7 protein-coding genes and 1 tRNA gene are annotated in these 25,684 nt (G+C 69.7%); 1 reads left to right on the forward strand and 7 read right to left on the reverse strand.

From position 1 onward, the window contains the following. Positions 1-26: 26 nt before the first annotated feature. Together D2E24_RS06760 and D2E24_RS06765 are read right to left on the reverse strand one after the other, a co-directional pair. Positions 27-100, reverse strand: a tRNA-Gly gene (locus D2E24_RS06760). A gap of 152 nt (positions 101-252) precedes the next feature. Beyond that, positions 253-3,792, reverse strand: a complete 3,540-nt coding sequence (locus D2E24_RS06765) for a beta-N-acetylglucosaminidase domain-containing protein (RefSeq protein ID WP_125968584.1) — start codon at positions 3,790-3,792, stop codon at positions 253-255. Between the two features lie 281 nt (positions 3,793-4,073). On the opposite strand from D2E24_RS06765, the gene D2E24_RS06770 reads away from it, so the two are divergent. Further along, positions 4,074-7,862: an Ig-like domain-containing protein gene (locus tag D2E24_RS06770; RefSeq protein WP_164521047.1), complete on the forward strand. Its 3,789-nt coding sequence runs from the start codon at positions 4,074-4,076 to the stop codon at positions 7,860-7,862. Between the two features lie 198 nt (positions 7,863-8,060). Here D2E24_RS06770 and D2E24_RS06775 read toward each other — a convergent pair whose 3' ends face one another. The 5 genes from D2E24_RS06775 to D2E24_RS06795 form a co-directional block, all read right to left on the reverse strand. Beyond that, positions 8,061-10,007, reverse strand: coding sequence for an alpha-amylase family protein (locus D2E24_RS06775; protein ID WP_125968586.1), 1,947 nt, complete (start codon positions 10,005-10,007; stop codon positions 8,061-8,063). Positions 10,008-10,204: 197 nt separating this feature from the next. Then, positions 10,205-10,636: a holo-ACP synthase gene (locus tag D2E24_RS06780; RefSeq protein WP_125968593.1), complete on the reverse strand. Its 432-nt coding sequence runs from the start codon at positions 10,634-10,636 to the stop codon at positions 10,205-10,207. A gap of 276 nt (positions 10,637-10,912) precedes the next feature. Continuing rightward, positions 10,913-20,500, reverse strand: a complete 9,588-nt coding sequence (locus D2E24_RS06785) for a type I polyketide synthase (protein ID WP_125968587.1) — start codon at positions 20,498-20,500, stop codon at positions 10,913-10,915. Positions 20,501-20,614: 114 nt separating this feature from the next. Then, positions 20,615-22,255, reverse strand: a complete 1,641-nt coding sequence (locus tag D2E24_RS06790; RefSeq protein ID WP_125968588.1) for an acyl-CoA carboxylase subunit beta — start codon at positions 22,253-22,255, stop codon at positions 20,615-20,617. After that, the gene (locus D2E24_RS06795) at positions 22,252-24,144 is read right to left on the reverse strand and encodes an acetyl/propionyl/methylcrotonyl-CoA carboxylase subunit alpha (protein WP_125968589.1); all 1,893 of its coding nucleotides are present in this window, start codon (positions 24,142-24,144) and stop codon (positions 22,252-22,254) included. Before D2E24_RS06795 ends, D2E24_RS06790 begins: the two co-directional genes overlap by 4 nt. Between the last annotated feature and the right edge of the window lie 1,540 nt (positions 24,145-25,684).

The following is a 25,684-nucleotide window of genomic DNA, read 5'->3' on the forward strand; positions in this document are numbered from 1 at the left end:
CCACCGGAGACGGTGGCCCTGCGACGTGGAGCGGATGACGGGAATCGAACCCGCGTAATCAGTTTGGAAGACTGAGGCTCTACCATTGAGCTACATCCGCGTGAAAGGTGTCGCTTTTGGCGACCTGAGCAATTATACACAGCGCATCAGGCGTGTCAAGGAAGACCGCGGCACGTGTCTCGCCGTGCGCATGATGAAGGAGGATTCGGGTGTCGGGGCGCCGGCATCACGCCGACGCCCCGACACCGCCCGTCATGCGCGGCGACGCATCGCCAGCGCCGCGCCGGCGGCGAGCGCCAGCATCGCGGCGACGGCCGCGATCGGCATCACGGACGAACCGGTGGCGGAGAGCTTGCCGCCGGTGTCGGACGTGCCGGGCTTGCCGGGCTTACCGGGCTTACCGTCGGACGTGCCGGGCTTGTCCGACGTACCCGGCGTACCCGGCGTATCGGGATCGCCCGGCTGGTCCGGGGTGTCCGGCTGGTCCGGCTGGTCCGGCGTATCGGGGTTGCCCGGCTTCTCGGTCAGCGCGTCGATCGCCGCGTTCAGGGCCGTCGCAGCCCGGTCGATCTCCTCCTGCGTCGTCTGGGCGTCGTCCGCGGCCAGCTTCCTGGCCTCGGCGAGGGTTTCCTCGACCTTGGCCGCCGACTCGTCGGTGTACAGGTCCAGATCCTTCTCCTCGGCGCGCTTGATGGCCTCATTCAGCTCGGTCTTGTCGAGCTGAACGGGCTGGTCCGGGGTGCTGTTGTCCGTCTTCTGCAGCGCGGCCTTCGCAGCCTCGTAGGCGGCCGCCAGATCGGCGCCCTCCTGCTCGGTCAGGTCGCCGGCATAATACTCCAGCGCCACGGCGAACCGCTGGTAGGCGGCGTCGTAGGCCGCGTAGCTGGTCGCCGTGTAGGTGCCGTCGCCGTTGGCGATGCGGTCGGCTTCGAGCTGCTCCAGCGTCATGCCGGTGTAGCGCGCGGTGCCGTTCATCGCGGCCTGCAATGCGGCAACGGCGGCGTCGATCTGCGCATCGGTGACGATGGAGTCGTCCTTGGCGTAGTCGCGTGCGGTCGCCAGCGCGGCGTCGAGGACGGCCTTGGTGTCGTCGGTCCAGCCGGACACGTCGATAGCTTCGGCGTCGGCGATGGCCTTGTTCAGCTCGGTCTTGTCGACCGGGCCGGGCGTGGCGCTTTCGACCGCGGACAGGTCGTAGAGCTTCCACCACTTGTTGGTCTTCGTCGTGTTGGTGACGCGCACGGCCTTGACCGTCACCGCGGACGGCAGCGTGAACGTGGCGATCACCGCACGGTCGTTGCCGGTCAGTCCGGGAACGTCCTCGGTCGTCGTGTCCGCATCGATGTCGCCGGCCTTCACCCAGCTGCCGTCGGCGGTCTGGTATTCGACCGTGCCGTTGACGATGGCGTCCAGATTCGGGGCCGCCTGCACGAAGCGGATCGTATCGGAGCGGAACGGCGCGGCGTACGTGACGGTCACGGTCGCGCCGGCGTCGACGCAGTCGCCGGAGTCGGACTGCATCCAGAAGAACGTCGTGTCGTCGCCGTCGGTCACGGCCTTCGGGTCGACGTGCGCGTTCCAGTAGGCGGCGTGCACGTCGGACGTGGTCAGCGTCGCCTCGCTCGGGGCGGGCGCGGGGGTGTCGTGCTGCAACAGCGTGGTCGCGTACGACTTGAGCGACAGCACGGTCGGGCGCACGACCACCAGGCCGCCCTGGGCCGGCTTGTTCTTCTGGTAGTAGTCGGCGATGGTGTGGGTGTCGGATCGGGTCAGCGCCTCCTGGCCCTTGGTCGCAGCCTCCTGCGCGGCGGTCTCGTCTCCGGTCAGCGACGCCCGGATCGAGGCGATGTAGTCGAGCGCCGCTTCGGTGATGTCGTCCCAGAAGCCGATCCACGGCTCGACCTGGTCGAACAGGTTCTGGTCCCCGTGGTCGGCGCGATAGGTCTTCGCGGCGGCGGCGAGCCGGGAGTAGATGCGCTTGGCCGAGGACAGGTCGGCGACCGTCGCGGTGCCGGCGTCGAGCTTGGTCTTGAGCGCGCCCAGCGCCTCCCTGACGTCGTCACGGCCGGTGTAGTCGATGGACTCCTGGTTGATCCACCACTTGTTGGCCGCATCGTAGTCCGCGTCATCGTGACGGCCGTCGATGCCGCCGTCGTTGAGGATGCGCATGTTCATCGACAGGTCGCGCAGCGCGCGGGAGCCGGGGGTCGAGACCGGCGAGTTGTGTTCGACGTAGCTGAACGAGTCCTCCCACGCCTGCCGGCCCTCGTCCTCGGTCTGCCACAGCTTCCAGCTGTAGTCGGCGGCGAGGAAGATGCCGACCTTGCTCGGCTCCGACTGCTGCATCGGGTTGAGCATGATGCCGTCGAAGGCGCCGGATGCGGCGCCGGGCTTGAGGAAGTTGTTCTGCCCGCCCATGACCAGATACTGGTAGGAGGTGTTGCGGTTCATGTCGGAGCACGGCCAGTTCACCCACATGAAGGGGGCGCGGCCGGTGTTCTCCTTGAACTCCTTGGCGAACTCGGGGGTCGCGGAGCCGAAGGTGCGGCGGCCGGTCATCACGATCTGCACGTTGGCGGGGAACTTGTCGTACCAGGACTCGCCGCCGCCGGTGTAGCTGTAGAGCGCCGGGCAGTAGAGCAGCGTGTCCTTGAGGCCCTCGTACGTGGTGGTGCCGTCCTCGTTCCTCTCCTGCTGGAGCTCATGCAGCCAGTCGGTGAGGTCCTGCGTCAGACGCACGTAGGTCTGCTCGTTGCCGTACACCCGGCCCCAGTCGGTGGAGTCGTCGGCCAGCAGCGCGATCTGGCGCACGCCGGCGTCGATGACCTGCTGGTAGCGGCCCTTGAGCACCTGCAGGTCCTCCTGATAGTGCTCCTCGGTGTCGAAGCGGAACTGCTTGCCGCGGGCCGCGTCGGCGTCGTGGAACGGGGCGATCGCGTAGACGAAGCGCACCTTGGAGCGGTTGCCGGCCTCGGCCTGCGGCCTGATCTCGTCGTCGATCTGCTCCTGCGTGTAGGAGGTGCGCCAGTCGTTGCGGTGCAGCGGGTCGTCCTTCGGGGCGTACACGTAGGTGTTCATCTTGTAGTAGCCGCCCCACGTCATCAGGTTCACGCGGTCCTGCGTGCTCCACGGGCTGCCGTAGTAGCCTTCGATGAAGCCGCGCGACTTGACGTCGGCCCAATCGGCCACGGTCAGGGCGGTCAGCTTGTTGCCGGAGACCTGCTGGACGATCTGGTACAGCGTGGTCAGGCCGTAGAACGCGGCGTCGGTGTCGCGCCCGAGCACCATGACCGTGTCCGCCCGGCCCTGCGTTCCCGGCAGGACCGACAGCACGTACGAGTCGGTCTTCTCGAACGTGTCGGCGTCGATGTCCAGTTCGCCGCTTGCGACGAGCGCCTTGGCGTATGCGTCGACCACGCCGCCGGAGCCGTTGATGCCGACCAGCACGTTCAATCCGTTCGCGCCGTCGGGCACCGCGGCGGACTCCTGGGCCGCGACGCCCTTCACGTCCAGGACCTCCGTGAGACGGGCCCGGGTGTCGGCATCCACGTCCGGTTCGACCACCGTGGTCGCGGCATCCCCCACGATGACGGCGCCGTCGCCGTAATCGATGTGCTGCACTCCGGGGTAGATCTTGTACTGGCCCGTGGCGGGAACGGCTTCGCCGGGCTGGATGCCGGCGTCGTCAAGCGCCATGGCGGGCGCGGCGAACGAGGCGCCCATGGCGAGCGCCGCCACGACCGTCACCGCACGGCGCATGATGCCACGAGGGTGATGAGGATGAGTCACCATTGAATATCCTTACGATTGTCCGATTACGTCCGGCCCCATCGGGGACCGTTCCCCGACATGGCCGGCTGCGCGTCCCGTTCGCCGCGACGATGCGACGCCGGAATCATGGCAGCGGCTCACCAGCGTACCCTCAGCCCTCCCCCGATCCGGGTCTCCGCCCCCTTCCGGCACCCGGGAAACACGCCGCAATTGCCGACCCCGGTAACTATCGTGGGACACGTAACGCAACCTCGCGGCCAGTGACGGATCCGCTGCTGACCGCGTTTCTCGAAGGGGTACCTATGAGAGCAACCACACACCGGATATGGGGAGGCATCGCGGCGATCGCCGGTATCGCCATGCTGTTCTGCGCCCTCCCTGCGGAGGCGGCGACCGGCTGGTCGACGCTGTCCGACACCGAGAAGAAATCGTCCTACGGCTACTTCGTCTGGAAGTCCGAGCACGCTTCGGATTCCGCTGAACGGCAGACCGCCAAGGAAGCGGCGGAACTGCTGCTCACCGCTCACTTCAAAGACGACACCAATATCGGCGCCGCCGATGATGCGACCGCTTTGGCGAACATGGAAGTGTCGATCCAGCAGATCATCGCCATCAACGAGTTCCGTTCGTCGTTGACGAACGAGCCGTGCAGGACGGATCTTGCGGCGGACAATCCGGCACGAGCCTGTGATGACAACGGAGACGGACTTACCCCGCTCAAAGTCACGGATAAGATGATGGCCGCATCGCAGTCGAACGTCAACTACTCGTCCCATCAGTTCGGCCATGCGTCAAATAACGGACAACAGTGGAATTTCGCACTCGAAAATCTTCACGCCAACTCCTCTTACAATCCATGGACTTCTGACGGCCAATCAACAGCGGCAAAAAGCTGGTATGCCGAAATCGCAAACTACGATGACCATCCTCTGGAGTGTGGCTCGTCACAGCAGATCGGCCATTATCGAACGCTGACCAACAAGATCTGCTTCGCCAATGAAACCAGCGTCAAGGTCCACCCGTTCAGCACCACCGGTCTGGCCATCGCCAAGCATGCTCGATGGCAAAGCGGCGGCATCTGGAGAGATTATCCCAACGGCATGACCGTGTCGCAGGTGTACGGCGGCATGCAAGGCATGGCGTCGTCCGGCTATGAATATGATGCCGCCGACTATCTCGCCGACTTCCAGAGCTATATCGCCAAGGTCAAGACCATCGCGTCGGTGACCAAGCCGGCGACGGTCACGGTCGATTCGTCCACGACGAAGCCGACCGACAAGCTGCCGAAGACGGTCACCGTCACGTATGACGACGGAACGACCGGCACCGTGGACGTCGCCTGGGAAGAGATTCCGGACGACTGGAACCAGAACCGCGCCGAACACGACGCGCATGTCCACGGCGACGTCGACGGCTACCTGGACGGCACCGACCTGACGCTGCACGTGCGCGCCGCGACCGTGACCGGCGTAACCGTCGCCAACACGAAGGTCACGACCGCATCCGGCACCGCGCCGAAGCTCGACACGACCGCGAAGGCCACCTGGTCGAACGGCGACACCACCGACGAAACGGTCGCATGGCAATCCGACGACTCCTACAAGAACAGGGACGGCGGCGCATACGACGTCACCGGCACCGTCACCGTGAACGGCAAGAACCACACCGTCACCACGCACGTGACCGTCACCAAGGCCACCGCCAAGTCCGTGGCGCAGCCGGCCGCGGCCACCATCATCAAGGGCGGCGCCGCGCCGACGATCCCGGCCACGGCCAAGGTCACCTGGTCGAACGGCGACGCCACCGACGAACCGATCGTCTGGGACGCCGGCGCCGACCCGAACGACGCCACGTTCGACAAGGCCGAGACCTACACGTTCACCGGCAAGGCCGCGGGCCTGAAGGTGACGTGGAAGGTCGCCGTCGCCGAGGCGAGCATCACCAAGGCGTACGATCCCGACCCGATCAGCGTGCAGTCCGGCACCGATCCGACCGGCCTGCTGCCGAAGACCGTCAAGGCCGAACTCAGCAACGGCAAGACCGAACAGGTGCCCGTCGTGTGGGAGGCCGTCCCCGATACGTGGAAGAACCGTGAGGGCGGCTCGTTCACGCTCACCGGCGTCGTAGGCCAGTCCGACGCGGCCGTCACGGCCGCCGTCGACGACCAGTCCGTCGTGACCGTCACGCTCACCGTCACCGTCACGCCGGCGACGATCGCGGACGTCACCGTGGACCCGGCCGAACTCACCACCCCGGCCGGCGTCGACCCGACCGACCGGCTGCCCAAGACCGCGACCGTCACCTGGTCGAACGGCGACACCACGACCGACGTCGCCGTCGCATGGAACGCGATCGACAAGACCGCGTACGCGACGAAGGGCGCGTCGTTCGACGCGACCGGCACGGTCAGCGTGGACGGCCGCACCGCCGAGGCGAGCGTGAAGGTCACCGTGGGCGCGCCGATCGCAACCGGAGCCACCGTGTCGCCGGCATCCGTCTCCACGATCGCCACGCATGCGCCCGACCTGAGCAAGGTCGTCGCCACCGTCGCCTACTCGGACGGCACCAGCGCGACCGCTGCGGTCCAGTGGAATGAGATCAAGCCCGCCCAGTACGCGGCCGCCGGCTCGTTCGAAGCGACCGGCACGGTCGGCGTGGACGGCGCGTCCTTCGACGTGACGGTCACCGTCACGGTCGCGGCGCGCACGATCACCGCGGTCACGCCGGCCGCCTCCGTGCCCGCCATCGACACCGCGAAGGACGGCGCCGCGCCGGCCGTCAACGGCGACGTGACCGTCGTCTGGAACGACGGCGCGCAGGAGCAGCGCACCATCGCGCTCACCCTGCCCGACGGCTGGAACCATCCGCGCGACGAGCATCAGGTGACGGCGAACGGCCGCATCGACGGCTGGGAGCAGAACATCCCGTTCACCGTCACCGTCAACGCGGCCACGGCCGAATCGGCCGCCGCGCTGCCCGACGTGCGCACGCCGCAGAAGACCGTGCCGACGCTGCCGGCATCCGTCGACGTCACCTGGAGCAACGGCGACGTCACCGGCGAGACGATCGCCTGGGACATGCCCGACAAGTCCGCGTTCGACACCGCGGGCGACACCCCGGTGACGATCACCGGCAAGGCCGCCGGCCTTGACGTGACGATCCGCGTGACCGTCGTCCCGGCGACCATCACCGGCGTCGACGCGCCGACCGGCACCGTCACCACCGACGCCGGCACCAAGCCGACGCTGCCCGCCACCGTGACCGCGCACTGGTCCAACGGCGACACGTCCGACGTGGCCGTGACCTGGGCCGAGTTCGACGGCTACACCAAGCGCGAGGGCGGCGACTTCACCGTCACCGGCACGATCGCCGGCTGGGACGGCACCGTGAGCGTCAACGTGCACGTCAACCCGGCCACGGCGACCGCGGCCGCGATCGACCCGGACAGCAGCACGATCACCGTGGAATCCGGCACCGCGCCCACGCTGCCGAAGACCGCGACCGTGACGTGGAGCGACGGCGGCGACACCACCGCCGAAGCCGTGACCTGGGACGCGTTCGACGGCTACAAGAACCGTGACGGCGGCGACTTCACCGTGCACGGCACCGCCGCCGGCCTCGACGTGACCGTCAGCGTGCACGTCAACCCGGCCACGCAGGTCAGCGTCGAGAACGGCGGCGCCGTCAACGTCTCCACGACGGTCGGCAAGAAGCCGACCCTGCCGGCGACCTTGTCGGTCACCTGGTCGAACGGCGACGTGACCGCCGAGCCGGTGACGTGGACCGAGTACGACGAGTCGTGGATCGCGACGGCCGGCACGTTCACCGTGGCCGGCAAGGTCGGCGGGTTCACCGCCGCCGCCACGGTCACGGTGACGAAGGCCGACTCCGGCTCCGGTGACTCCGGCTCCGGCGACGGAACCTCGACCAAGCCCGGCGACGCCAAGCCCGGCACCACCGGCACCAAGCCGCAGTCCGACAAGAAGACGCCGATCTCCTCGACCGGCGCCGCCGTCCTGTCGGTGGCCGTCGTCGCGGCCCTGCTCGTCGCCGCTGCGACCGCCATCCTGACGGTCAAGCGCAAGAAGTGACATGCGTTGCGGGCCGGTGCGACGCCGGCCTGCAACGGCTCCGTCTCATCATCATGAGCGCATGAGCGCATGAACGCATGAATAAGGGGGCGGTTGGAAGATCCAGGTCTTCCAACCGCCCCCTTTGCATGTCCGGATCGCGGTGCGGTCCGGAATCGGGGCCCCTCCCCATCGCCGACCTGACGTCGGCGACGATCGTCAGCGACGGATGATGCGCGCCTCGTACGGGGCGAGGTCGGCGTCGAGCGCATCCATCACATACTGCGAGGCGTTGAGATGGGCGTGACGCGGCGTCGTCGCGAAGTTGAACAGGCCGACCAGCGTCTCGCCGTCGCACTGGCGGACCACGGCGAGAATGCCGTCATCGCCGCTGTCCCACGTGGTCACCCACGCGTCGGGACCGAAGCACGGGTCGTCGCGCATCGCGCGCAGGTCGGCCATGCCGTCCCACAGACGCTGCTGCAGCGTGCCCTCCTCGGTGCGCAGCGCCGCCTTGTCCCAGTCGAACGGGCTGCGGTGCAGGTTGCGGCTGTCCTCGATGCGGTCCGGATCCTCCTTGTACTCCCAGCCGTTGAGCTGGCCGATCTCGTCGCCGCAGTTGAGCATCGGGAAGCCGCGCAGGAACGCCATCGCACGGTGCATGAGCAGGTCGCGCTCGATCGCGCGGTCGAACGCCGGACGGTCGTGCGTGATGATCGCCTTCTCGACGCCGCACAGGCTCGCCGTGGTGCCGCAGCTGCGCGCGTCGCGCGACGGCTCGTCGTAGTTGTACAGCTCGCCCATCGACCAGCTGCCCGGCACCGCGCCCTCGTAGAAGTGGTACAGGAACTCCTTGTGGGCCAGCGGGTCGATGCCGAGGCGACGCTCGACGTCCTCGTCCAGCCCCCAGCCGATGTCGTCGTGGCAGCGCAGATAGTTGACGAACCAGCAGTTGTCGGGCAGGGCGTTGAGCGCGTCCAGCTGCGCCTTGAGCAGACGCGTGTCCTGGCTGGCCAGCGCGCTCCACAGGTTCACCATCACCGACACGTTGTACAGCATGTGGCACTCCGGCTTCTCCGGTGTGCCGAAGTAGGCGGCGAGCTCCTTCGGGGCCATCACGACCTCGCCCTTGAGCACCACGCCCGGGCACACGCATTCGAGGATGATGCGCAGGATGCGCACGATCACATGCACGGTCGGCAGGTTGCGGCAGTTGGTGCCCAGCTCCTTCCAGATGTACGGGACCGCGTCGAGGCGGAACACCTCCACGCCCAGGTTCGCCAGATGCATCACGCTGGACATCATCGCGACCAGGACCTTCGGATTGCGGTAGTTGAGATCCCACTGGAACGGGTAGAACTGGGTCATCACCCACTTGCCCATCTGCTCGTTCCAGGTGAAGTTGCCGGGGGCGGCCGACGGGAACACCTGCGGGACGACCGCGTCGTACATGTCGGGGATGGTGCGGTCGTCGTAGCAGAAGTAGTAGTCCTGATACTCCGGGTCGCCCGCCTGCGCGGCCTTGGCCCAGCGGTGCGACGACGCGGTGTGGTTCATCACGAAGTCGAGGCACAGGCTGATGCCCGCCTCGCGCAGCTTCTTCGTCAGGTTCGCGAGGTCCTCGTTGGAGCCCAGCAGCGGGTCGACCTCGTCGAAGTCCTCGACCGCGTAGCCGCCGTCGTTGTTCGGATGCGGCATCTTGAGCAGCGGCATCAGATGCAGGTAGGTGAGCTTCTGCTCCTTGAGGTAGTCGATCCTGCCGGCCAGCTTCTTCAGGTCGCCGGCGAACAGGTCGGTGTACATCGTCATGCCGAACATGTCGCCGCGCTTGTACCAGTCGGGATCCTGCTCGCGGGCCTTGTCGATGGCCTGCAGGTCGGCCGGACGGTCGGTCGCGGCCTGTTCCATCGCGGCGAGCAGCTGCTCGTAGGCGGCATGGTCGCCGTACAGGCCCATGAACAGCTCCTCCAGCTCGGCGGCATGGCCGGCGAGGCGGTCGCGGAACGCGTCGGCGGCGGCCTGACGGGCGGCCTCCTTCGCGGCGGCTTCGGCGGCTTCGGCAGCTTCGGCAGCCTTGGCGTCGGCGGCGGCCTTCACGGATTTCGCGGGCTTGGTCTCGGACTGCACCGACTTGGTGGCGGATTTGGTTGCGTTGGACTTTGCCATAGGAAACTCCTTCGTCCCTGCATTGCACTATTGCCTGTCTGCGTCAATCCCTGACGTATGGGCAACATTATGTCGAACCGGTTCGACGTAAAACCGGTTCGACACGCCGCGCACCTATCCCACGGCGGTCTTGCTCAGACCGTGGCCGATCCTTCCGTGACCGGAGTATCGGAACTTCCTCGGCCCTCGGACTGAGGTCACGCGGAGCCGGCGGTGAGGACGGCGACGGCGGAGGCGATCGGGCCGTCGTGGCTCAGGGAGAGGTGCCAGACCGTGGCCGGGCCGAGCGAATCGGACAGGCGGCGCTGCGGGTCGGGAGCGAGCGCCACATGGGGGACGCCGCGGGAGTCGTCGAGGATCTCAATCTGCGGCCAGGGGAAGTCGTCGACCGTGTACGGGAACGGGAGCGATGCTGCGGCGAGCGCCTCGCACCAGGCTTTGAGGACGGCTTCCTTGCCGGCCCATTTCGCGGCGAGGTGCACGGCTTCGCCGTCATGCTTGGCCTGGGCGCGGACGGCGGCCTGACGCAGTTCGCGCGGGGAGAACAGTCGGCGCGTGCCGCCGCCGGGCTCCCCCAGCTGCGCCGCGAAGGCAGCGACGTCGACCACGTCGTGGCCCAGACCGAGCATCATCGGCATTCCTTTCGTCATATGCGCATCGCAGCCGCGGCGTTTCGTGGATTCGTATGCGGCTGGACGAAACCGCCGCATACCAATCCACGAAACAATACGGCGAATCGTGGATTTGCACGCGCCCGCCTCATCGGGACGCATACCAATCCACGATTCCGGCCGGGGGCGTCGGATATGGAGCCGGCCGGAGCCGCGGGAGACCGGTTCGCCCCCGTGCGGCCCCTAGTCGGCCGGAGCCGCAGGGAGTGCGGCCCCGGCCGGCGGGAGCGGCCGTCAGGCCTCGAAGTAGCCGGACGGGGCGAGGCGGGCGGCGGGGTCGAGGAGCATCGACTTCTCGACCTCGTGCGCGTCGTAGCGGGAGCCGTCGGACAGGCGCGTGCCGTCCTCGCGGAAGCGGCGGTTGTCAATCGGCTCGTAGAGCGCGGCACGGCCCATCATGCCGTTCTCGAGGCGGCGACGGCCGGCGGCCAGTCGGGCGTTGGCGCGCGTACGCCACTCGGCCAGCGCGTCGGCGCCGCAGGCGGCCGCGACCGACGCCTCGAACGCGCCCGGGTTCACGATCGCCGCGAATCCGGAGACGTGGCCGAAGCCGAGCGACGTGGCCAGACCCGCCTTGACCGGGCGCAGGCGGGCGGAGTCCGCACCCACGAGGCGGCCCATCGCATCGAGGCCGGCGGCGATGCGCAGCGGTTCGCGCAGCCACACCATGTGGTCGTCGCGCGCCAGCTTCGGGTCGACGCAGTCGAGCGCCGCGTTCGCCGGGACGACGCCAGAGCGGAACAGCTGCGTCAGGCCGTTGATCTGGAAGACGCACGCGCCGCCCTTCGCATGGCCGGTGAGCGTCTTCTGCGAGATCACGTACAGCGGGTTGCCGTCGGTGCGGCCGATGGCGTGCGCGAGCGTGTTGTGCAGCTCCGACTCGTTCGGGTCGTTCGCGTTGGTGGACGTGTCGTGCTTGGACACCACGGCGATGTCGTCCGGCGTGACGCCGAGCGCCGCCAGGTCGCGCACGAGCCGCGAGTCGCGTCCGCCGAGGCCGGCGGCCAGCGCGCCGAGGCCGGGCGCGGGGATCGACGTGTGCGCGCCGTCGGCGAACGAGCGCACGTAGCCGACGACGCCGGCGACGGGCAGGCCGAGCCGCAGCGCGATGTCGCCGCGGGTCAGCAGCACGGTGCCGCCGCCCTGCGATTCGACGAAGCCGCCTCGGCGACGGTCGTTGGCGCGCGAGAAGAACCGTGCGTCGATGCCCTTGCCGTACATCTCCTCCGAGTTCGCGGTCGCGTTCATGTTGCCGAAGCCGATGACGGATTCGACGCCGATGTCGTCGATCGCGCCGGTGACGACGAAGTCGGCCTTGCCGAGGCGGATCTTGTCGAAGCCCTCCTCGAGCGAGACGGCGGCGGTCGCGCATGCGGACACCGGCTGGATCATGGTGCCGTAGCCGCCGATGTACGACTGCATGACGTGCGCGGCGACGACGTTCGGCAGCGCCTCCTGCAGGATGTCGGTCGGGATCTCGTGGTTGAGGAACCGGTCGAGGTAGAGGCGGCGCATCGACGCCATGCCGCCGAAGCCGGTGCCCTGCGTGGACGCGACCTGCGACGGGTGCACGGCCTGCAGGATCTCGACGGGCGTGAATCCGGCGGACAGGTATGCGTCGACCGTGGTGACGATGTTCCACAGGGCGATGCGGTCCACGTCGCCGACCATCGAGGCGGGGATGCCCCACCGGACCGGGTCGAAGCCGTCGGGGAACTGGCCGCCGACGGTGCGGGTCATCGCGGCGCGGCGCGGCACGCGGATCATCGATCCGGCGGTGCGGGTCACGTTCCATTCGCCCGACTCGGGGTCGGCGGCGACGCGCGTGTGGTCGGGGTCCATCGCCGCGTATTCGCGGGCGGCGCGTTCGGTGGGCACGGAGAACGTGACGTCGTGGTCGAGATAGACCTCGGCCTCCTCCTCGTCGTCGCCGTGGCGGCCGTCGTCGCCGGAACGGTAGTCGTCGCCCATGCCGGTGACGAACGGGCGCACGCCGGAGCGGGCCACGACCTCGTCGTGGTAGCGGTCGTGGATGTCCTCCTCCGGCACGAGCGTGCCGTCCGTGTCGTACCAGCCGGGGACGGGGCTGTCCTGCCAGGCGAGCAGGCCCATGTTCCACGCGAGTTCGAGCACCGCGCCCGCGGACAGGTCGACGGTGCCGTCGGCGTGGATGCCGAGTTCGGCTTCGGCGCGCGTGCGGCCGGAGCCCCACGGGCCGAGTTCGCCGACGGACACGATGACGACCTCGTCTTCGGGGCGGGCCGTCACGCCGGTCCAGTCGGCCAGGTCGACGGGCGCCTGACGGGCGATCGTCGGGGTCGGCAGCGCCTTGATGCGCGCGGCCGGCGCGACGGCGTCGGCGGCCGCGGTCGCGCCGGCGTCGGACGCCGCGTCCGCAGCGGCGGCGTCGGCCATCGCCTCGGCGCGCAGGGCGCGGATGTCGATCGGGGCGTCGCCGAGTCCGCCGGTCAGGTCCACGTCGAGCGGCGCGACGGCGGCCTCGGCGCGCGATGCGGCCGAGCACAGGTCGAGCAGGCGTTCGGCGATCTGCGCGGTCGAATACGTGCGGATGCCGTGGCGTTCGACCACCTTGACGAGCGGGTCGTTGCCGCCCATCAGGCCGGTGCCGCGCACCCAGCCGATCTTCGGGTGGGCGAACGTGACGCGGCCGGACCACACGCGTTCGGCGCGGGCGCGGCGCACGATCGCGTCGAACGCGGACTTGACCTCGCCGTACGCGCCGTCGCCGCCGAACACGCCGCGGTTGGGCGAGCCGGGCAGGACGACGTGCATGCGGTGGCGCACGTCCGTGTCGGCGCCGATCGCCGCGAGTCCGGCGATCGCGCGCTCCACGCCCCATAGCATGAGGCGCGCCTGCGATTCGAACAGTTCGCCCGAGTCGGCGAGGGTGCCGCGCACCGGCGGCGCCGCGAACGGGAAGAACAGGGTCGGCTCGTACGCGGGCTTGACGATCGTGGTGGTCGCGCCGCTCGTCTTGCGCTGTTCGCCGCCGATCCACGCGACGAGCGCGTCGACGTCGCGGTAGCTCGACAGGTTGGCGGGCACGAGCCACAGGCGCGCGTCGCCGGCCGCATACTCGCGGTAGACGAGCTTCGCCCACGCCTTGACGGACGGGCGGAAGCTGTGCGACGTGGCGATGACGGTCGCGCCGCCGGCGAGCAGTCCGGCGACGATCTCGCCGGCGATCGAGTTGGGCGCGACGCCGGTGACGACGGCCACGTCGCCCGCGTAGCGGGAGACGGCCGCGTCGGCGGAGGCCGGCGACGACGCCTCGTCGGCGACGCGCAGGAACGCGGCGCGCAGGGCGGCGGCGTCGGCTGCGGCGGCCGTGTCGGCGGCGGAGTCGACGCGCGACGCGAACCAGCGGGCTTCGGCGGCGACGGCCTCGCCCAGGCCGGTGAACCGGCCGGCGAGCAGCGTCGGATCGCCCGCATGGTAGGCGCGGGCGAGGTCCTCGCGGGCGGACGCCCAGCGGTCGTCGAACAGGATGGCCTTGGCGGCGTCGAAGCGCGGTTCGACCTGCGTGGGCCAGTCGGCGCCGAGTTCGGCGGTGACCGCGTCGACGACGGCCGCGGCGGCCGTATCGTCGTCGGCCTCGACGGCCGGCGCGGCGACGCCGAGACGGTCGAGCACGAAGCGCGCGGTGGCGGCGAGGACGCCGTCCTTGCCGGTGACGCGCGCGGCGAACGCGTCGAGCGCGGCCGAGTCTACGACGGCGCCGCCGGCCGCGCCGCCCGCGGCGGGCTTGGCGACGGTGATGCCGCGGTCGGCGGCGGTCTTGAGGACGGCCGCGTCGATGAGCGCGTCGGCGGCGGCCGCGGTCGTGGCCGGGTCGGCGGGCAGGGTGGCGAGGTCGCCGCCGCGCGAGCTGGCGTCGGCGCGCGTGTCGAGCACGAGCGTGGCGACGACGGCGCTGGGCCAGCCGTCGGTCAGCCCCCACACGTCGGCGACGCGCTTCTCGATGCCGGCGACCTTGACGCCGGCGGCGCCGACGAGGCCGCGCACGCGGTCGCGCACGATGTCGGACAGGACCGGGCCGAACGCCTTGTAGTTCGGCGCGACCTTGTCGACGAGCGCCTTGAGCGCGTCGATGGTCGCGTCGGCCGCGCCGTCGACGCTGGCCACGCCCAGCTCGGAGCTGATGTCCATGAGCAGCTGGTTGCGGCGCGACGAGACGCCGTTGGTGAGCGTGTCGGTCGTGTCGGTGGAGCCGATCTGGTCGGGGCGGACCTTGGCCGAGTAGGCCAGGAGCATGCCGATCGCGTCGGAGGCGCGGAACGCGATCGCCGGGGCGGGGCCGGCGGCGGGCGCAGCGGCCGCGGCTGCCGGTTCCGGCGCGGCGGTCGGCGCGGCGGCGACCGCCGGAGCCGCAGCCGGCGCGGCGGACGCGGCCGGGGCCGTCTCGACGGCCGGCTCGTCGTCGATCTCGGGGGCGAGCGAATCGGTGTCGGTCATCGTGACGCGGGCCTCGTCGCGGCCGACGTTATACACGCTCACCCGGCGCGACGCGTACTGCGGCAGGCGCAGCGTCCGGCTTGCGAGGTTGGCGAGCGTGGGCGCGTTGCCCAGGCCCACCTCGACGATCTGCTCGACGCCGAGGCCGCCGACGGTCGGCGAGCCGACGAGCAGCGCCTGGGTCTCGATCCAGCGCACCGGGGACGCGAACTGCCAGCTGAGCAGTTCGGTGAGCAGCAGACGGCCGAGCTTCTGGTCGTCGGCGGCGTACGCGTCCCACACGGCCGGATCCTCCAGCGCCTCGCGGATGCGTTCGGAGGGCACCACGTCGAGGATCGACGCGGCGAACTCGCGGGTCATCTCGAACGGGCGGGCCACGAGGTTGGGGATGTAGCGGCCCACGAGACGGCCGCGGTAGTCGATGTGCGCGGGCAGCAGCGCGTCGAGCTTGTCGCGGAACTCGGGCACGCCCTTGCGCAGCAGCGACGAGTGGAACGGCACGTCGATGCCCGGCACGAGCATGAACGGCGGCTTGCCCCCGTACGCGGCGGCGCGGCGGGATGCGTCGGCCTGGAGCGCCTTGAGTCCGGCGACCGTGCCGGCGACCGCGTACTGCTGGCCGGCGAGGTTGTAGTTGACGATCTCGAGGAACTCGCCCGACGCCTCGGCCACGGACGCGACGTACGCCTTGACGCCGTCGTCGCCCACGCCGAACTGGTTGGGACGCAGCGCGCCCATCCGGTAGTTGGAGCGGCCCTGCGCGTCGCGGTCGATGAGATGGTGCATCGTCGAGCCGCGGTGGAACACGAGCTCGAGCACCGTCTCCAGCGGGATCACGTCGGCGAACGAGCTGAGCGCGTTGTATTCGCCGAGCGAATGGCCCGCGAAGTACGCCGGCCACACGTCGCTGCCGGATTCGCGCAGGCGCGCGGTCTGCGCGAACGCGACGGTCGCGAGCGCCACCTGCGTGAACTGGGTGAGGTTGAGCAGGCCCTCCGGGTGGCGGTAGGTGACGCCGTCGGCGGTGAGCTCCTTGGGGTTGTCGCGCACGACGGCGAGGATCGAGAAGCCGAGGCGCTCGCGGGTGAGCCGGTCGGCCCGCTCCCACACGTCGCGTGCGGCGGCGGACTTGGCGCGCTCGTCGAGCGTCATGCCCTGCTTCTGGATGCCCTGGCCGGGGTACACGTAGGCGGATTTGGGCGCGCGGGTGACGGCGGTGCCGCGCGAGACGATCGCCCCGTCGATGCGGCAGGTCACTTCGAGCGCCATGCCGCCGTGGCGGACCTTGCCGACGCGTTCGACGGTGATCTCGACCTGGTCGTCGAGCTGGACCATGCCGTACATGTTGTACGTCCAGCCGGCGATCTCGTAGTGCGCGCCCTTGGGGTCGGTCGCCTGGGCGACGTGCTGGGCGGCTGCGGACAGCCACATGCCGTGCACGAGCGGCGCGGCCAGGCCGGAGATGCGGGCGCCGCGCACGGACGTGTGGATCGGGTTGAAGTCGCCGGAGGTGCGGGCGAACGCGGTCATGTCGTGCGGGGCGCGCAGCGTGACGCGGCGCAGGACGCGGCGCGCGGTGGGCTGCACGTCGGCGGCCGCCGGATCGTCGCCGTAGTCGGCGGCGGGTGCGGGCAGCGCGTCGGAGTAGGCGCGGCCGCGGATCGCGAAGCGCTCGGTCTCGTCGGCGAGGACGGTGCCGTCGGCGGCGGTGTGGACGACGTGGATCGTCACGACGCGGCCGGATGCGGATTCGGCGTAGTCGTCGGCCCAGCCGGTCAGCGACACGGGTTCGCCGACGTGCGTCAGCAGCGTCGCCTCGTCGACCTTGAGGTCGATGAGATGGTCGAGGTGGACCGCGTTGAGCAGGCCTTCGATGATCGGGAACCCGTCGACGCTCACCGAGCCGAGCGCCGCGTAGATGGTCGGCCAGGCGGGGCCGACGAGCGCGTCGGGGGCGATGCGCGAGGCGATGAGGCCCTGCGGCATGACGCCGGCGGTCGCGGCCTCGTGGTCGAAGCCGAGGTTCGCGGACAGCGTGTACGTCGCGTGCGCCTCGCCGAACGGGCGGGCGGCGGCCGTCTCGCCTGTTTCACGCGTTTCACGTGAAACGGTCGACGGCACGATCGCCGGCATCGCGTCCAGCACGTCGCCGGTGACCGCCGTGTTGCCGATGCCGGCGGTCGCGGCGAGCATCCGGTAGACGTGCTCGGGCAGGCGCTCGCGGTCGACGACCGGCAGCAGCGCCGGCGTCGAGCCGTCGACGACGAACGGGATGACGATGTCGCGCACCGCGTGCTTGTCGAGGCCGCCGTCCGGATTGCCGTCCCAGTAGGTGTCGAGGTGGATGTCGAGGTCGACGAGCGTCGCGTCGTCGCGCTCGCCGGCCGCGCGGATCTCGTAGTGCGGGTCGCCGACGGCGGTGCCGTACGCCGGGTTGGCCGTCAGATGGCCGACCCACGAGATGTTCGGGCAGGCGCGCACATACGATTCGACGTCGCCGGCCGCGGCCAGCTGCGCGAACGCGGCGGCCTCGCCGTCGGCGGTCGCGGCGGCGTCACCGGTCGCGGCGGCGCCGGCGACGCGCTCGACCATCGCGGTCTCGAAGCGGCCGAGGATGTCGGCGATCGGCTCGTCCATCGTCGTGATGCCGGCCACCGAGACCGGGCCGGGGATGATGCGCACCGAGTCGGCCGGGTAGCGCGGGTCCTCCGACTGCCACAGCTGGTCCTGGCCCCACCAGCGCAGCAGGTCGTGGTCGATGACCGGCACGAACGGCATCGGCTTGGGGTATTCGCGCACGAGCACCGGGAACCAGGCCACGTCGGCCGGCACGACGGTGATGTCGCCGGCCTGCGGGTAGGCGGCGGCCAGACGCGCGATCGCGGCGGCCGGGTCGGCCTCCACATCGACGCGCGACGCGAACAGCGAGTCGATCTCGCCGGCGTCCACGTCGCTGACGCGCGCCTCGATGCGCTGCAGCAGGTGCAGGAATCGGTCCGCGTACGTCGGGTCGGCCCACGGGAACGCGAGGTCGGCGAACCGGCGCGCCCAATCGAGATACGTCATCGTCTCCAGGTCGCCGAAATACGGCTTGGCGGTGCGGTCGAGCGCCTCGACGATCTCGCCGCGGCGCGACTCGAGCTCCTCCGGGTGCTTCATGACGCGCACGAGCAGACGGCCGCACGCGGCGGACGCGTTCTCCAGCTCGTAGATGTCGGCATGCAGGTGGCTCAGGCCGGACGTGACGCCGCCGACGGCCCTGCCGGACGGCACCCAGCGCTCCCCCGGCGCGGCGAACGGGTCCGCCTCACCGGATCCGTCGGCGCCGGCGGCATCCGCGGCCGCGTCGCCGATGCCCGGCGTGGCGACCAGCAGACGCTTGACCTCCGGGCTCGTATGCGCCTCCTTCGCGGTCATCGCGGCCGTGCCGACGAGCACGCCGTCCACCGGCATCGCCGGACGGCCGTAGCGCAGCGACCATTCGCCGCTGATGTAGTCGGCGCCGCGCTCCGGCGTGCCGATGCCGCCGCCGGCGACCAGCACCAGGTTCTCCTGCGCGCGCACCTGCGCGTACGTGGTGAGCAGCAGGTCGTCGAGCGACTCCCAGCTGTGGTGGCCGCCCGCCTGGCCGCCCTCGACCTGCATGATGACGCGCGTGGGCGCGACCGCCTGCGCGATGCGCACCACCTGACGGATCTGGTCGACCGTACCCGGCTTGAAGCACACGTACGGCAGGCCGTCCGCGTTGAGGTCGCGGATCAGCGCGACCGCCTCGTCGAGCTCGGGGATGCCCGCGGAGACGACCACGCCGTCGATCGGCGTGCCCGACGCGCGCTTCTTCGGCACGATGCGCTGCGTGCCGAACTGCAGGTTCCACAGGTAGCGGTCCATGAACATCGCGTTGAACTCGACCGTGCGGCCCTCGTCGAGCAGCCGCTCCAGTTCGGCCGCGTTGCGGGAGAACACCTCGGCGGTCACCTGGCCGCCGCCCGCCAGCTCCGCCCAGTAGCCGGCGTTCGCCGCGGCCGCCACGATCTGCGGGTCCACGGTCGTGGGCGTCATGCCGGCCAGCAGCACCGGCGCCTTGCCGGTCAGTTCGGAGAAGCGGGTGCGCACCTTGCGGCCCGCGGGCGTGTCGATCACGGTCGGCGCGAAGCGACGCCAGTCCTGCGTGCGCTCCGGCTCGCCGTCCATCGTCGCCAGCGCGGCGCGGTCGGCGGCCGTCGACGCCTCGACGACGCCCACGCCGGTGCCCTCGCCCACGGCGGCGATCAGCTTGCCGACCGTTGCGCCCGGGCCGAAGTCCACGATCCACAGGCCGGCCGGGTCGGCGGCGGCGAGCGTGTCGGCCACGCGGCCCGCCCAATCCACATGGTTGAGCAGCACCTCGGCGGCGAGCGTGCGCGCCAGCGCCGCGTCGAGGCCGCAGCGCTCCGCCCAGCGCACGGTCAGCTCGACCGCGTCGGCCATCAGCGGGCTGTGGAACGGCAGCGTCACGTCGAGGTATTCGAGCGTCGGCGCGAACACGCGACCGCCGCGCACCTTCTCCTCACGCAGCTTCGCCTGACGGCGGCTCTCCTTGCCGGCGGCGAGCGCGAACGCGGCCAGGTCCTCCGGATAGCCGGACAGCACCAGATGGTTCGCGGAGTTGGTGACCGCCACGGCGATCGGACCGCGCGTGCCGGCCTTCGCGACGCGCGCGATCAGCGCGTCCGTCTGGGCGCGCGTGACGTCCTTGACCGACAGCATCGGCGTCGCGTCGACCGTGTCGCCGGCCGCGTCCACGCCGGCGCCGACGAGCCGGCCGGCGAGCGCCAGTTCGCGTGCGCGGCGGGTGCCGGCCACGCCGATCAGGCGCGCGATGGCGAGGATGTCGTCGATCATGTCGGCGGCGGCGTCGATGGATCCGGCCGCGCGGATCTGGTCGGCCATGTGCACGGCGAGGATGCCCTGCGAGTGGCCGATGACGGCGACGGGCTGCGCGTACGCGACGTCGTAGCCGAGCGCGGCCGCGTCGGAGAGCGCGCCGAGCTGCGCGAGGGCGATGCCCTGCACGGAGACGGCGGCGTCGGCGGCCTCGCCCAGACGGGCCGTGGCGGCGCCGGCGTCGGCGGCGGCCGCGGCGAGGGCGAACGGGTCGAGGGTGCGACCGGTCGTGGCGAGCAGGTCGGCGGCGACGGGCGCGAGGCGCGCGTCGGCGGCGGCCGCGTGGGCGCGCAGCGTCGCGTCGAGGGTCGGGTCGGCGGTCTCGTCGGCGAGGGCGGCGGTCCACGGCGTGGACTGGCCGGCGAAGGCGAGCGCGTGCGGTTCGCGGTTCAGCCGGTCGAGGAAGAACGTGGTGGTCATGGTGTTCCTTCCGTGTTGTCGTACGGTGTGTACGTTGCTTGCGGTGCTTACGGTTCGTTCGATGCGGGCCGTCCGGCGCGCGCGGCGTGCGCGGCGCGGCGGACGGACGGCGGGTCACAGCGGCTGGTTGCCGTGGTGCTTGGTGGTGTGGCGGACGCGGCGCTTGCGTTCCAGGAGCCGCAGCGCGTCGGCGATCGCGCCGCGCGTCTGCTCCGGGTCGATCATCGCGTCGATCTGCCCGGTCTCCAGCGACAGATTCGCGTTGACGGTGCTCGCCTGGTAGTCGGCGACGAGCCGGGCGCGCAGCGCGTCCACGTCGCGACCGGTCTCCCTCGCCTTCTGCAGGTCCTTGCGGTGGATGATGTTGACCGCGCCCTCCGCGCCCAGGACGGCGATCTGCGACGTGGGCCACGCGTAGTTGACGTCCGCGCCGATCGCCTTCGAGCCCATCACGATGTACGCGCCGCCGAACGCCTTGCGCAGGATCACGGTGACGAGCGGCACCTGCGCGTTGCCGTACGCGTAGATCACCTTCGCGCCGCGGCGGATGATGCCCGCATGCTCCTGCGCGGCGCCCGGCTTGTATCCGGGCGTGTCCACGAGCGTGACGACCGGCAGATTGAACGCGTCGCACAGGCGCACGAAGCGCGCCACCTTCTCCGACGAATCCACGTCGAGGATGCCCGCGTTCACGTTCGGCTGGTTCGCGACCACGCCGATCGGCCGGCCGTCCACGCAGGCGAAACCGACCACCGCGGACCCGGCGAACAGCTCCTGCACCTGCACGAACTCGCCGTAGTCGACGATGCAGCGAATCACCTCCAGCACGTCGTACGGCTGACGGTCGTTGTCGGGCACGACGGACGCGAGACGGGCCGCCGTATCCCGGTCGGCGCGCGTCGCCGCATACGCGTAGCGCGGCGGCATCTCGTCCGCGCTCGACGGCAGGTAGGCGAGCAGCGTGCGCGCGTAGTCGATCGCGTCGGCCTCGTCCTCGCCCAGATAGTGCGCGACGCCCGACACGGCGTTGTGCACGCGGCCGCCGCCCAGATCCTCCATACTGACCGTCTCGCCCGTCGCCGCCTTCACCACATCCGGGCCGGTGACGAACATGTTCGAGTTCTCGCGGGTCATCACGATCACGTCGGTCAGCGCCGGACAGTACACGGCGCCGCCCGCGCACGGGCCCAGGATCAGCGAGATCTGCGGCACGAAGCCGCTCGCCCGGCACGTGCGCCGGAAGATATGCCCGTATTCGGTCAATGCGGCCACACCCTCCTGGATGCGCGCGCCGCCCGAGTCGATGAGCGCCACGATCGGCACCTTCAGTTCGATCGCCCGGTCCATGAGCCGGCAGATCTTCTCGCCCTCCGCGCGGCCCAGCGTGCCGCCGCGCACCGAGAAGTCCTGCGCGTACACGGCGACCTTGCGGCCCCACACCTCGCCGAAGCCGGTGATCACCGCCGCACCCGGCGTGCCCGCCGCGATGTCGCCGCCGGCGAACCGGCCCACCTCCTCGAACGAGCCGGTGTCGAGCAGCAGGTCGAGGCGCTCGCGCGCGGTGCGCTTGCCCTTGACGTGCTGACGCTTGCGCGCACGCTCCTCGGCGTCGCGCGCCAGTTCGGCGGCGCGCGCGACGGCGGCGCGCACCGGCTGGCGGGAGGAGGCGGGTGCAGGACGGTCGGCGGATGGCGCGTTTGCCGGGGCGTTTGCCGGAGCGGGGACGGATGCACGGGTCAGGATGTCGTCGCTCATCGGCGCTCCCCCTTCGGCTTGTCGGCGCCGCCGTCCACGTCGAGCGTGACGAGCGTCTCGCCCGCCTCGACGCCGGCGGCCGGAGCGACGAAGATCTTCGTCACGGTGCCGGCGGCGGGCGCGTACACGTAGTTCTCCATCTTCATCGACTCGAGCACGACGATCAGGTCGCCCTTGGCGACATGCTGGCCCTCGGCGACGTTGATGCGCGTGACGACCGCCTGCATCGGCGCGGCGATCACGCCCGTCTGGCCGGACGCGGCCGTCTGCGGCGCGGCGCCGGCGTGCAGCGAGCCGCCGCGCAACGGCTGCGTCGGGCGCTTCGACCCGCGCGAGCGGGCGGCGCCGGTGATGTTCTCGACGATGTCGAGCGGCACGGTCAGCTTGACGCGACGGTCGTTCATCTCGATGACGAACGTCTCGGTCGGCGTCGGACGCGCCGGATCGGCGCCCGCCGCACCGGCCGCCGACGCCGACTGCGCCGACTGCGCGGCGGCGAGCGAGGCGGGCTGGCCCGCGGCGGCGGCCAGCGCCTCGCGGTTGAGGTACTTGCGCTCCAGCCACTTCGTGCTCACGTCGAACGCGTGGCCGTGCTCGGCGGTGAACTCGTCGTCGCGGAACACGGCGGCGAACAGGCTCGCCGGCGTCGGCACGCCCTCGACGCGCAGCTCGTCGAGCGCGCGGCGCACACGGGCGACCGCGGCCGGACGGTCCTGCGCGGTGACGACCAGCTTGCCCATCATCGAATCGAACTTCGGCGAGACGGCGTCGCCCTCGACCACGCCGGAATCGACGCGGATGCCGGGGCCGGACGGCCATCGCAGCGCGGTGAGCGTGCCGGTGCCGGGCGTCAGGTTCGTCGCCGGATCCTCGCACGTGATGCGCAGCTCGAAGCTGTGGCCGCGCGGCGCCGGCGGCTCGCCCACGTGCCCGCCGGCGGCGATCGTCAGCTGCTCGCGTACCAGGTCGAGGCCGCACACCTCCTCGCTGACGGTGTGCTCGACCTGCAGGCGCGGGTTGACCTCCAGGAAGTATGCCTTGTCGTTGGCGGTGACCATGAACTCGCAGGTGCCCAGTCCCACGTAGTCGACCGCCTCGAACAGCGCGCGCGAGTAGCGTTCGAGCCTCTCGACCGTCTCGGGCGCGAGGAACGGGGCGGGCGCCTCCTCGATGAGCTTCTGGTTGCGCCGCTGCACGCTGCAGTCGCGCGTCGAATACACGACGAAATCGCCGTGCGCGTCGCGGCCGCACTGGGTCTCGACGTGACGGCCCCTGTCGATGAAGCGTTCGATGAAGTAGTCGCCCAGATCGCCGCCCTGCATCGCGTCGTGGTTGAGGTAGAAGCCGCGCAGCTCGTCGTCGTCGCGCACGATGGTGATGCCGCGTCCGCCGCCGCCGTCGGTGCGCTTCATCATGATCGGATAGCCGTGCGTGTGCGCGAAGTCGTACAGGGCGCGGATGTCGCCGGCGGACTCGTTGAGGCCCGGCACCGGCGGCACCTTGGCGCGCACGGCGACGCGGCGCGCGGTGATCTTGTCGCCCAGGTCCATCAGCGCACGCGGGCTCGGGCCGACCCAGGTCGCGCCGCGGGCGATGACGGCGGCGGCGAAGTCGGCGTTCTCGGACAGGAACCCGTAGCCGGGGTGGACGGCGTCGGCGCCGGACCGCTCGAGCAGGCCGAGCAGACGGTCCTGGTTGAGGTACGTGTCCTTGTAGGTGTCGCCGGGCAGCAGGTACGCCTCGTCGGCCATCGCGACGTACTGCGCGTCGCGGTCCTGCTCGGCGTACACGGCGACCGTGGCGATGCCCATCTCGCGCGCGGTGCGCACCACGCGCAGGGCGATCTCGCCTCGGTTCGCAATCAACAGTTTCTTGACGTTTTGAGTCATGATGTCAAAAGATAGTCCGTTTCTTGACAGAAACCGGCGATATGTTCAACAAAACCGGGCGATGATTTTTGTAGACCGACACAAACCAGCGCTGCGGAACTCCACTATTCCAGCGCACCACCAAACCGATTCCGCAACGAATCCACACCGAATCTGCGCCGGATCTGCGCTGAACCGCCACTCTTGGACCAGGCATCTCCACCATGATCAATATCTGACAGATTACCAAAGTTCGTCAATTCTCAGCGCAGCAACCACGAGGCCCGACCAAACCAACACCCCGCTGAATCCGCCCCAGCGCGGCAACCACGAGGCCCGATTCCACCGGAGCCCCACTGAATCATCCTCAGCGAGGCATCCGTCAGAACAATCCTTACGAATACCCCGCCTGCCATCCCGCAGCGCAGCATCCGTGACACCAAGCCACACAAAGACCCCGCTCAGCGCGGCAACCGTATGAGCAACCCTTATCAGAACCCCACTCACCTCCGGACAGCGCGGCGACCATGAGAACAATTCATCCCGGAGCCCCACTCAATCCTCCTCAGCAAGGCACCCGTCAGAACAATCCTTACGGACACCCCGTCTGCCGATTCCTCAGCGCGGCAGCTACGAGACTGAACCACACGAAGCCCCCGCTCACCCTCTCCCAGCGAGAAGAATCCAAAACCAGACCGAAGAATCCCATCTCTCACAGCCCAGCAGCGCGAACAAATCCCGGCTTAACCGGGAATCATCCTCGCTGACGGCCGCTCAGTGAGAAGAAACACCGGGCAAGCCACGAACTCATCTCGCTCAGCATCACCCAGCGAGAAGAACCACCGGCAAAACCGGCAAACATACTCACATAGACCTCGCCAGCGAGAACATCCTCCGGCCAGACCGGCGTAAATCCTCACTCATAACTCCTCAGCGAGAACGAACCCCAACTTAACCGGGAATCATACTCATTGACAACCGCTCAGCGAGAAAAAGCGACGGGGAGACCGCGAATTTTTCTCGATCAGCAGCACTCAGCGAGAAGAACCACCGACCGAGCCGGTGAACCCTCTCGCTGACAAACCACCAGCGAGAAGAATCCCCGGCTTAGCCGACACAAATCATTGCCCGCGTCCCCTCAGCGAGAACGAATCCCGGCTTAACCAGGAATCATCCTCACTGGCGCGCTCTCAACGAGAAGAACCACCGACCATCCCGGCAAATGCGCTCATATGGAAACCGCCAGTGAGAACATCCTCCGGCCAGACCGGCGTAAATCCTCGCTCACACCATCTCAGCGAGAAGAATTGCCGGCCAGGCCAACGAAAACCATCGCTGACCACCCCCTCAACGAGAACAACCCCGGCTTGTCCAGGAATCACGCTCACTGACAACCGCTCAGCGAGAAGAAGTGACGGGGAGACCGCGAATTTCTCTCGATCAGCAGCACTCAGCGAGAAGAACCACCGACCGAGCCGGTGAACCCTCTCGCTGACAAACCACCAGCGAGAAGAATCCCCGGCTTAGCCGACACAAATCATTGCCCGCGTCCCCTCAGCGA

The organism is Bifidobacterium samirii (assembly GCF_003952945.1).
GTDB classification, from domain to species: domain Bacteria; phylum Actinomycetota; class Actinomycetes; order Actinomycetales; family Bifidobacteriaceae; genus Bifidobacterium; species Bifidobacterium samirii.

Coding starts and splice junctions, on each gene's coding strand:
- D2E24_RS06765 (WP_125968584.1), bottom strand. CDS start 3,792: ATGGTGACTCATCCTCATCACCCTCGTGGCATCATGCGCCGTGCGGTG.
- D2E24_RS06770 (WP_164521047.1), top strand. CDS start 4,074: ATGAGAGCAACCACACACCGGATATGGGGAGGCATCGCGGCGATCGCC.
- D2E24_RS06775 (WP_125968586.1), bottom strand. CDS start 10,007: ATGGCAAAGTCCAACGCAACCAAATCCGCCACCAAGTCGGTGCAGTCC.
- D2E24_RS06780 (WP_125968593.1), bottom strand. CDS start 10,636: ATGCTCGGTCTGGGCCACGACGTGGTCGACGTCGCTGCCTTCGCGGCG.
- D2E24_RS06785 (WP_125968587.1), bottom strand. CDS start 20,500: ATGACCACCACGTTCTTCCTCGACCGGCTGAACCGCGAACCGCACGCG.
- D2E24_RS06790 (WP_125968588.1), bottom strand. CDS start 22,255: ATGAGCGACGACATCCTGACCCGTGCATCCGTCCCCGCTCCGGCAAAC.
- D2E24_RS06795 (WP_125968589.1), bottom strand. CDS start 24,144: ATGACTCAAAACGTCAAGAAACTGTTGATTGCGAACCGAGGCGAGATC.